The sequence below is a fragment of the Spirosoma sp. 209 genome, assembly GCF_002006735.1.
GTDB lineage: Bacteria > Bacteroidota > Bacteroidia > Cytophagales > Spirosomataceae > Spirosoma > Spirosoma sordidisoli.
Genome location: NZ_MVEC01000023.1, coordinates 240,772 through 250,820, shown reverse-complemented (window position 1 = coordinate 250,820; position 10,049 = coordinate 240,772). Strand labels below are relative to the sequence as shown.

The 10,049-nt window shown below is 55.8% G+C and carries 8 protein-coding genes; 3 read left to right on the top strand and 5 right to left on the bottom strand.

Features of this window, described 5'->3' with window-relative positions:
- Both B1C80_RS26080 and clpB read left to right on the top strand, forming a co-directional pair.
- Window positions 1–305, top strand: a 305-nt coding sequence (locus tag B1C80_RS26080) for a transposase (RefSeq protein WP_139361746.1), incomplete at its 5' end; no start/stop codon positions are given.
- Window positions 306–662: 357 nt separating this feature from the next.
- Window positions 663–3,323, top strand: a complete 2,661-nt coding sequence (clpB, locus tag B1C80_RS26075; protein ID WP_077924120.1) for an ATP-dependent chaperone ClpB — start codon at window positions 663–665, stop codon at window positions 3,321–3,323.
- Between the two features lie 513 nt (window positions 3,324–3,836).
- On the opposite strand, the gene B1C80_RS26070 is transcribed toward clpB, so the two are convergent.
- Entirely contained in the window at window positions 3,837–4,547 is a 711-nt protein-coding gene (locus B1C80_RS26070) for a hypothetical protein (protein ID WP_077924119.1), read from the bottom strand.
- A 92-nt stretch (window positions 4,548–4,639) separates the two neighbouring features.
- Window positions 4,640–5,935, bottom strand: a complete 1,296-nt coding sequence (gene nhaD / locus B1C80_RS26065) for a sodium:proton antiporter NhaD (RefSeq protein ID WP_077924118.1) — start codon at window positions 5,933–5,935, stop codon at window positions 4,640–4,642.
- Between the two features lie 40 nt (window positions 5,936–5,975).
- On the opposite strand from nhaD, the gene B1C80_RS26060 reads away from it, so the two are divergent.
- Window positions 5,976–6,314 carry a hypothetical protein gene (locus B1C80_RS26060; protein ID WP_077924146.1) on the top strand — a complete coding sequence of 113 codons (339 nt, stop codon included), beginning with the start codon at window positions 5,976–5,978 and terminating at the stop codon, window positions 6,312–6,314.
- Between the two features lies 1 nt (window position 6,315).
- On the opposite strand, the gene B1C80_RS26055 is transcribed toward B1C80_RS26060, so the two are convergent.
- The 3 genes from B1C80_RS26055 to B1C80_RS26045 all read right to left on the bottom strand — a co-directional run bounded on the left by B1C80_RS26055 (window position 6,316) and on the right by B1C80_RS26045 (window position 9,986).
- A complete protein-coding gene (locus B1C80_RS26055; protein WP_077924117.1) occupies window positions 6,316–7,494 on the bottom strand; it encodes a sodium:proton exchanger in 1,179 nt (392 codons plus the stop codon).
- Window positions 7,495–7,583: 89 nt separating this feature from the next.
- Complete coding sequence (gene crtD, locus B1C80_RS26050) at window positions 7,584–9,077, bottom strand: 1-hydroxycarotenoid 3,4-desaturase CrtD (RefSeq protein WP_077924116.1); 1,494 nt, start codon at window positions 9,075–9,077, stop codon at window positions 7,584–7,586.
- Between the two features lie 42 nt (window positions 9,078–9,119).
- Window positions 9,120–9,986, bottom strand: a complete 867-nt coding sequence (locus tag B1C80_RS26045) for a PE-PGRS family protein (RefSeq protein WP_077924115.1) — start codon at window positions 9,984–9,986, stop codon at window positions 9,120–9,122.
- Between the last annotated feature and the right edge of the window lie 63 nt (window positions 9,987–10,049).

The following is a 10,049-nucleotide window of genomic DNA, read 5'->3' as shown; positions in this document are numbered from 1 at the left end:
CTAAACAGTTCGCTTGTTATGCGGGCGTAGCCCCGTTTCCTTATCAATCCGGTAGCAGCATCCGTGGCAAAACACGCGTATCGCCCATGGCCGACAAGCACATGAAAACATTACTTCACTTATCGGCCATGACCGCTATTCGAGCCAAGGGAGAACTACGGGATTACTATCAGCGGAAGGTCGGTGAGGGTAAGAATAAGATGGCCGTTCTCAACGCCGTTCGCAATAAGTTGATAGGGCGGGCCTATGCGGTAGTAAGCAAGAACCAAGAATATGACAAAACCTATGCGTATTCACTTGCTTAAACCATAGAAATCTCTAAGCGGCTTCTCTATGAACTCTGTCCCTATGGCTATGGACATACCCTAATGATATTCGCCCTGACCGATTACGGTTGACCTGCTGCGCATACAGATTTATTCATTGACACACATCCCGTAGGATACAGGCGGAATGTCGAGGATCTTGCGCATTCGGAACGCCTGAATTATACTCTCCATACAAAATCCCATAAAGACATTTTGACGCATTTAACAGTCTTAATGGCTTATTTCACGTCAAAATGTCCGCAAAACAGACCCGGCCCGGAGTTTGTTACCAACTGGTAGATACTGACTGTAATACCTGGTTATTGATCTATCTCATTCATTCCTCAACCAGCCATGAACGTTAATAATTACACCATAAAGGCGCAGGAGGTCGTGCAGCATGCGGCCCAGATGGCGCAGGGCAATCAGCAGCAAACGGTCGAAACAGGCCATGTGCTGAAAGCCATTCTAGAAGAAGACCCAAACACCGTAGGGTTTCTGGCCAGGAAACTCGGTACCGACATCAAACGCTTGACCCTCGCCCTGGATGCCATCATCAACGGGTACCCCAAAGTGGTCGTTGCCGGTGGGCAGCAGCAGGGTATTTACCTGGGCAATGATCTGAACGCGGCTTTGCAACGGGCCCAGACGCAAATGAAAGACTTTGGCGACGAGTATGTCAGCGTCGAAATGATGCTACTTGGCCTCGTTGGTGGTAAAGACACCGTAGCTACGTTACTGAAAGACATCGGATTTTCCGAAAAAACCCTAAAAGATGCCATTCGCGACCTGCGGGGCAAAAACAATCCTGTGAAAGACCAAAACGCAGAGGCAACGTACCAGTCGCTGGAGCGGTACGGTATCAACCTCAACGAGCGAGCCAGCGCGGGCAAAATTGACCCGGTGATTGGCCGCGACGAAGAAATACGGCGGGTGCTCCAGATACTGAGCCGCCGGACCAAAAATAACCCGATGCTGCTGGGTGAACCCGGTGTCGGTAAAACCGCCATCGTAGAAGGACTGGCCCAGCGCATTGTACAGGGCGACGTTCCCGAAAACCTCAAGTCGAAGATTATTATGTCGCTGGACATGGGCTTGCTCGTGGCCGGTGCCAAATACAAGGGTGAGTTTGAAGAACGGCTGAAGGCCGTTATCAAGGAGGTGACGGATTCCGATGGCGAAATCGTCTTGTTCATCGACGAAATCCACACCCTCATTGGTGCGGGCGGTGGTGGCGAAGGGGCTATGGATGCGGCTAACCTGCTGAAACCAGCCCTGGCGCGGGGCGAACTGCACGCCATCGGTGCTACCACGCTTAAAGAATACCAGAAATACATCGAGAAAGACAAAGCCCTCGAACGCCGGTTCCAGTCCGTTATGGTCGATGAACCCGACGTGCCGGATGCGATCTCGATCCTGCGCGGTATCAAAGAGCGCTATGAGCTGCACCATGGCGTACGCATCAAAGACGACGCGGTCATTGCCGCCGTTGAGCTGTCGAACCGCTACATTTCGGACCGGTTCCTGCCCGATAAGGCCATTGACCTCATGGACGAAGCCGCAGCCAAGCTCCGGCTCGAGATCGACTCCGTACCCGAAGAGCTCGACGAGCTGAACCGGCGGATCATGCAGCTGGAAATTGAACGCGAAGCCATCCGGCGCGAAGACGACCGCGACAAAGAAAGCGTCCTGAGCCGGCAAATTGCCGAGCTGAACGAGCAGCGTACCGAACTGAAAGCCCGCTGGGAAACCGAAAAAGCGTCGGTCAACGAAGGCCGTACGCTGAAAGAACAACTCGACCAGCTCCGCATCGAAGCCGAACAGGCCGAGCGCTCAGGCGAGTACGGCAAAGTAGCCGAGATTCGGTACGGCCGCATCCCGGAAATCGAAAACCGCCTGAAGGAACTGCAACGGGAGAAAGGCGACGGCGACGTGTCCAACAACCAGAGCCCCATGTTGCAGGAAGAAGTCACCTCCGAAGACATTGCCGAAGTGGTGGCCAAATGGACAGGTATTCCGGTGAGCCGCATGCTCCAGTCGGAACGCGACAAACTGCTGTTCCTGGAAGCGGAACTCGGCAAGCGGGTAGCGGGTCAGGAAGAAGCGATCGAGGTCGTGTCGGACGCCGTACGCCGGAGCCGCGCGGGTATGCAGGACCCGAAGCGCCCCATCGGTTCGTTCATCTTCCTGGGTACGACCGGCGTCGGTAAAACCGAGCTGGCCAAGGCCCTGGCCGAATTCCTGTTCAACGACGAGAACGCGCTGGTTCGCATCGACATGAGCGAGTACCAGGAGCGCCACGCCGTGAGCCGCCTGATTGGTGCCCCTCCGGGCTACGTAGGCTATGACGAAGGTGGTCAGCTAACGGAGGCCGTTCGTCGGAAACCGTACAGCGTCATTTTGCTCGATGAGATTGAGAAAGCACACCCCGATGTGTTCAACATTCTCCTGCAGGTGCTGGACGATGGTCGCCTGACCGATAACAAAGGCCGGGTAGCCAACTTTAAGAATACGATTATCATCATGACCTCGAATATCGGGTCGCACGTGATCCGGGAGCGGTTTGCCGACATAACGGATCAGAATGCCGATCAAATCATCGAGAGCACGAAAGAAGAAGTGTTTGAGCTGCTGAAGCAGACCGTACGGCCCGAGTTTCTGAACCGGATCGATGAACTGGTGATGTTTCAGCCGCTGACCAGACGCGAAGTGCGCAAGATCATGGAGATCCAGTTCCGGCAGATCCAGCACCGGTTGACCGAGCAGGGTATCGCACTCGAAGCCGACACGGAGGTGCTCGACTTCATCGCCCGCGAAGGCTTCGATCCTCAGTTTGGCGCCCGCCCGCTGAAGCGTGTGCTGCAACGGCGCATCCTGAACGCCCTCTCGAAGGAAATCCTGTCGGGCCGGATTCAGAAGAACGCCATCGTGGGTATGATGATGAACGAAACCGAAAGCGGCAAAGAAGATATCATCTTCTACAACCTCGACAAGGTGGTGCCGATACTCGACTAACGAAGCCACAAAAAACGCCCGGCCAGCAGGTCGGGCGTTTTTTTATGTCCTGTCAGGCAGTTCCTGATTATGGCACCGTTACGTAACGCGAACGACGAACAGTCGATTACGACTATTCTTTGTCATCCCGTTGGCAGTAAGAATCTCCGGGCGAGGCTAAAAAACCTTCGGCTACAGAAGATCCCCACTTCGGTGGCCCGGTCCTTTGCCGGGACGACAAAAAGGCCAGCCATGGTTTACCACTGTTATCACGATCACGTTATCACGAATCATGACCCGTAGGGCCTTCACAGCGCAGCGTCGGTAGCAGCAAACGGCCCATCATCCATGGCCCGTAGGGCCTTCACAACGCAGCGTCGGTAACAAACGGCCCGATCATCCTTGGCCCGTCAGGGCCATCACAGCGCAGCGTCGGTAGCAGCAAACGACCCGATCATTCATATGGCCCGTAGGGCCTTCACAGCGCAGCGTCGGTAGCATGTCGGTAGCATGTCGGTAGCATGTCGGCACCATTTATTCGGTTTTAAAATCCGAATCTTTGAGCCCTTTGTTGACCTTCACGTTATCGACGGTCATGACCATGGTACCCCGGGCCGACTTCTGATTGAGCGTCATCGGAAATTTGATACCACTCACATCCTTATAATCGTCGTATACGGTTGTCGTCGTCATGCTACCCCGGGGCGATTTGTTGGTTACGACCGACTGCACTTTCAGGCCCGTGCTGGTGTCGAAGTTGTCCGTCCAGGTAGATGATCCGTCGGCAGTTGTATGGCTGAGTTTGTAGGTGCTCTTGCCGTCAACGGTCTCGGGCCCGACCAGGGTTGTTTTAACGCCATTTTCGGCATAGTGCAACTCCGGAAAAAGCGTATTCATCAGGGTCATCTGCTGAGCCGCCGGGCCGTCTAGTGTCTGGCTGCCCTGCATTCCGCCCATAAGCACCTTCTGCCCGTCGCCGGTTTGCTTCATCACCTCCATACCGTTGGCGTTGATCACCATCGAGAACTTGTTGGGTAGTTTCTGCTTGCGGGTAATGATCATCACCCCGCGCTCGGTCTCGCTCGACATGCTCATTGTCAGATCGTTTACTTTCGTCAGGGCATCTTTACCGCCGAGGGCTGTTATGTATTTGTCCAGTACCTGATCGGCCGTAGGGGCGTCTTGTGCAGTGGCCTGCCGGGTCAGCGCCGGCAGCAGTAACAGGGCTATAAGGAATCGTTTCATGAGGAGAAAAGGGGGTGATTGGTTCGACCAAATGTAAAGAATCGCCCCTGAATCGGCAAGCCTCTGAGCAGCTCTGGCATGGGCGGTACCGGCTACCGGAACAGGGCGTACTCAACCAGGTATACCACAGCCCCCGCAACATAACCGATCAGCGCGAGCCAGCTGATCCGGCGCAGGTACCAGCCAAACGACAGTCGCTCCATACCCATAACGGCTACCCCGGCCGCCGACCCGATCAGCAGCAGACTGCCACCGGTACCGGCGCAGTAGGCCAGAAATTCCCAGAGCTTGGCATCAGGCGGATAGGTCTCTAAATCGTACATTCCCATGGCAGCCGCTACAATCGGCACATTGTCGACCACAGCCGATACAAGCCCAATCAGCAGAACAATTACATCCAGGTTCCCGACCGCATCGGTCAACGCGCCGGCCAGGCTCCGCAGCACGCCCGTTGCTTCGAGCGAGCCAACCGCCAGCAGAATGCCCAGAAAGAACAATATGCTGGACGTGTCGATGCGGCTCAGGGCGTGGGCGGCTGTGAACTTCTGCCGTTCGGCTTCATCCTTGTCGCTGTGAATCACCTCCGACGCCACCCAGATTACACCCAGCACGAGCATCATGCCCATGTAAGGCGGCAGATGGGTAACGGTTTTGAAGATCGGCACAAACAGCATGCCCCCCAGTCCGATGGCCAGCATCAGCCGCCGGTCGCGTCGGGCCGCTTTCGACACGTAAGGCCGGCTAATGCCCTGCTTCGCCGTTGGCTGAGCGGCCTGCGTATCGGCTTTGTACATGAATGTCAGAATACCCAGCGGCACGACCAGCGATACGAGGCTGGGCAGCAGCAATTCGCGAATGATGTTGGTGGTCGTGATCTGCCCGCCTATCCAGAGCATAGTCGTCGTTACGTCGCCAATGGGCGACCAGGCACCGCCGGCGTTGGCAGCCAGGATGATCATACCGGCAATGACCCGTCGCTGCTCCGCGTTGCGAACCAGCTTGCGGGCTACCGAAATCATGACAATAGACGAGGTGAGGTTATCCAGCAGCGCCGACAGACCAAAGGTCAGGAGACTAATAATCCAAAGCAGCGTGCGGGTATTGCGACTGGCAATCCGGTCGGTAATGAGCGTGAAACCATCGTGCGCATCGATCAGCTCTACGATAGTCATGGCCCCCAGCAGAAAAAACAGTATCTCCGCAACCCCCGTCAGGTGCTCGCCGAGATGATGAACAACGGCTTCTATATCACTGACCGACAGGGCATATACCGTCCAGCAAACCACACCCGTAATCAGCGCCGTAGCGGTCTTGTTAATTTTGATCGGATGCTCGAGGGTGATCAGCAGGTACCCAATAACGAAGAGTATGATGAGGGTTATAGTCATAAAATAGAACCGGAACGACTCCGTAATTGTCTGTATGTCGATGGCAAAGAAGCTATTTATTTTACGAATTCCTGCACTTGGTCCCGATGGCATGGCCCTGTTTCCGTTCATCCTGGTCCGGCACAGAAACCCCGGCCCCACGCTGATCAATCACGAACGGATTCACCTGCGCCAGCAACTGGAGCTGGGTATCGTTCCCTTCTACTTCTGGTATCTGATTGAATATGTGATCCGCCGATTTCAGTACCGCGACCATTATACGGCCTACCGGAATATCAGCTTCGAGCGCGAAGCGTTTGCCAACGACCAGAACCTGGGCTACCTGGCCACACGACCGGTCTGGGCCTTTCTGAAATGGACGAAAAAAAGCAGGCCGTAGTTTACTCGTTGTTCAACCGCTGCCCCCGAACCGCTCCGCCGATCATCACCAGCGACGACATCACCACCACCAGCATGGGAATGCCCTCGCGGAAGCCGACCAGCCGCAGGTTCTCCGGAATATTCAGGTAAAGAAGAATGGTGATCAAGCCACGGGGCGCTATCCAGAGCAGGGGTCTGGCGGCACTTGGGTAGGTGATGCGCAGCGTCAGCCAGCGCCAGGTGATGATGATAAACACAAACAGCGCACTGACGATCAGCGCATCCGTATCGATGAGTTCGCTCGGCACGGCTATGTAGCCGAAGATCAGGAAGAAAAACGTCCGGACAACGAAGGCGCCCTCGGCCGTGAGGTTTTTGAGCTGCTCAAGCTCTTTCTCGAACAGATCATTTTTCAGGATGCGGCTGAGTGTGCCGCGGATAAACAGCTCCGTATTGTTCAGGAAAAGCCCGAAGATCAGGATCAGCAGCAATGACGACAGATGGTTAATTTCGGCCAGGGCGTAGACCAGAAACAGCACCGAAATAATGGGCAAAAACTTGATCCGATGGTTGATGCGGCTGATCAGGTAGAGCAGCAGGAAACAGCAGGCCAGCGAGATCAGCGCCATCACCAGCGTGTCGCGCGCGAAGAACCAGACCGCCCCCAGCACCGAATCGCGACTGAGCAGCAGGAAGTTATAAGCCATGATCCCCAGAATACCCGCAAAGGCCGACTCGTAAACCACAAAATCCTGTTTCCCGTCGGAGAGGTTGGTCACGCTCGCGTTGGCAACGGCGCTACTGATGATAGAAAACGGGAGAGCCGCAATGAGGCAATGGTAAAACGTATCGTTGAGCAGCAGGTACAGCGTGCCCGCCATCAGCAGCGTACCGCCAATAATCGACAGCAGCGACGCCAGCAGGGTTCGGCGCAGCACCCCCAGTCGCTCACCGTGGAGTTCGAGATCAAGCCCGCCCTCCAGCACGATCAGAATAAGGCCCAGCGTGCCCAGCGTTGGCAGGATGGTATCCAGATAAGGCACCCGCACGCTAAAGTAGTCGGTAGCCTGCCGGGTCAGCATACCCAACGCCAGCAGCAATAGTACCGATGGAATCTTGAAACGACTGCTGAACAGGTCGAAGCCGTAGGAAATCAGCACCGCCAGGCTCAGCACTATAATCAGAATAGAGGAATCCATGCAGCAAGATACTAAAACGGTACTCAGTTTACAGAGTACCGCATCTGGTTTACTACGTTCTGTTTCCGTAGCTACCCGTCAGAACTAAACTACTGGCTGGCCTTCTCATCAACCACATCCGTCATGATTTTGGCCGAGAGCAGGCAGAGCGGAATGCCTCCGCCGGGATGAACGCTCCCCCCTACAAAGTACAGATTCCGGAATTCGTGCGAGAAATTGGCATGCCGCAGGAAAGCCGCAAACCGGTTGTTGCTGCTGTTGCCGTACAGAGCGCCCTGGCTCGATGAGGTTCGGGCTTCGATACTGCGCGGGTCCAGAACAGCTTCGGTTTCGATGAGCGGCTCTACATCGACGCCCAGGTTGTGGCTCAGTTTGCGGATCACGTCCTGCCGCGCCCGGCTGATGATAGCATCCCAGTCCTGACCGGTATTGTTGGGCGCGTTGAGCAGGATAAACCAGTTTTCGCAACCCGGCGGAGCGTCATCGGCCTTGTGTTTCGACGTGATGTTGAGGTAGATAGTCGGGTCGCTGTACAGCTGGTTCTGGCCAAATAACTCGGCAAACTCGGCGCGGTAGTTGTTGCTGAAGAATATGTTATGCAGCCCCAGCTCGGCAAACTCGCGCCGGATACCCCAGTAGAAGATCAGCCCCGAGCTGGATTTGGGCTGCCGCAGAATCCGTTCCGGCTGCCGGGCGTTGGGCAGCAGTTTCCGAAACGTACTGACCACATCCATGTTCGATACAACCAGCGCGTAGGGACGCGGCTGCTCCTCGCCCGCCAGCTGAACGCCCAACACCTGCGTTCCTTTCGTGACGAGCTGGCTTACCCGCGCCCGGTAGTGGAACCGAACGCCAAGATCTTCGGCCAGCCGAACCAGGCTCCCGGTAATGCTGACCATGCCCTGCACCGGAAAAAAAGCGCCGATGTTATACTCCAGATGCGGAATGATATTCAGGGTGGCGGGTGTCTGGTACGGGTCTGAGCCGTTGTAGGTGGCGTAGCGGTTAAACAGCTGAACGAGTTTGGGATGCCGAAACCGACCCTCGTTGGCCTTGTTCATAGTGCTGAACACCCCCAGCCTGGGGAGGTTGAGATAGCCCCGTAAGGCATCCCGGTTGATCCAGGTACCAATTTTGTGCAGTGACCGGTGCAGAAACAGCTTTTCGGTTACCTCATACTTAAGAGCGCTGTCGCGGAGGTGGTCCAGCAGATGATCCGCGGGTTCGCCCAGAACGGACTCGACTTCCTGACCGAATCGGGTATGGTCGGCCCAGGCCGTAAGTCGGGTGGCATCGTCCCAGAAATAGCGGCAGGTTTCGTCCAGCCGGATGTACTGAAAATAGTTGGCCGGCTGTCGACCGGCCAGCTGAAACAGTTCATCGACCAGGTGCGGCATCGTAAACAACGACGGCCCCGCATCGAACCGGTAACTTCCCCGGTCGGTGGTCAGATCGAACGTGGAGAGTTTACCGCCCGGATAGTCGTTAGCCTCGAAGACGTCAACGGCATAGCCTTTCACCGCCAGCCGGATGGCCGACGCAATACCGGCAATACCGGCCCCGATAACAGCAGCAGTTTTCAAAAGGTGATCGAGTGAACTGAGAACAGGGCGCCCCAGTGCCGATTATTTACGGGCGTAATAAAAGAGATTAACGGCAGAAGCGCTGCCTTTTTCGCTGATGGTGAAATAACCTTTGCCATCCTTGTCGAAACAGACGGCTTCGCCCTGCGGCTCTACCCGATACGGCAGGGCTTTGCTGTTACCCCGTTGCAGGGCATCGGCAATGCTTTGTCCGGCATTTCGCTTCCAGTACCGGATTTCGGTATAAGTCCGAACTACAATCTCGGACCCATCGGGCGAAATAGCCGCTCCGGTTACGAACGTCATGGGAATTTCGCCCAGCGATTCGGCAACGGTCAGCTCGTTGATGTTCTGCGGGTACGGCAGCCGGTACAGCCGCACGTTAGCCTCCCGCTTCGAGATGATGTAGATATCTTTGGTAGCCGGATCAATGAACATAGCTTCCGCATCGCGGGGACCATCGGGGTAGCGGAAGTTGATCCGCTCAATCTGCGTAATCGGCGTTTGCAGGTTGGCAGGCTCCGGGAGTCGGTACACCTGCAGAAACGGCTGCTGGGCATTGTTGTCGCCAATGTCGCCGATGTAGAGGTAGTTAACGCCGTCCTGAGGGCCCGGTCCGCTGGCCAGCTCTTCCCAGTCGCGGTTTTCGAAACGCGGAACGCTGATCCGGCCTTTGAGTTGCCCATCGTGTCCGAGCAGCGCCAGTTCGGCCGGTGAGCCGCTGTCCTGGTTGATCCAGAGGTTGCCCGGCTGGGTACGGCTATCGACCATACCCGAGGCTTCGTCGATCAGACCAGCCTGAACGGGGGTTGCGGTCGGGTCCGCAAACTGAGCCTGATCTACACCCGGCAACTCCAGTTTGCAGGAGGTAGCGGTGAGGAGGCCGATTAATATAAGAACAATACGCATGAAGTCTTTCAGGTTGATTGTGCCTCAAAGTAACGAAAGGCCAGACGAAAAATTAGCGAATCG

What these genes read in the sequence shown, in the direction of transcription:
- clpB (WP_077924120.1), top strand. Translation starts at nt 663, where the DNA reads ATGAACGTTAATAATTACACCATAAAGGCGCAGGAGGTCGTGCAGCAT.
- B1C80_RS26045 (WP_077924115.1), bottom strand. Translation starts at nt 9,986, where the DNA reads ATGCGTATTGTTCTTATATTAATCGGCCTCCTCACCGCTACCTCCTGC.
- B1C80_RS26070 (WP_077924119.1), bottom strand. Translation starts at nt 4,547, where the DNA reads ATGAAACGATTCCTTATAGCCCTGTTACTGCTGCCGGCGCTGACCCGG.
- B1C80_RS26055 (WP_077924117.1), bottom strand. Translation starts at nt 7,494, where the DNA reads ATGGATTCCTCTATTCTGATTATAGTGCTGAGCCTGGCGGTGCTGATT.
- B1C80_RS26060 (WP_077924146.1), top strand. Translation starts at nt 5,976, where the DNA reads ATGGCAAAGAAGCTATTTATTTTACGAATTCCTGCACTTGGTCCCGAT.
- nhaD (WP_077924118.1), bottom strand. Translation starts at nt 5,935, where the DNA reads ATGACTATAACCCTCATCATACTCTTCGTTATTGGGTACCTGCTGATC.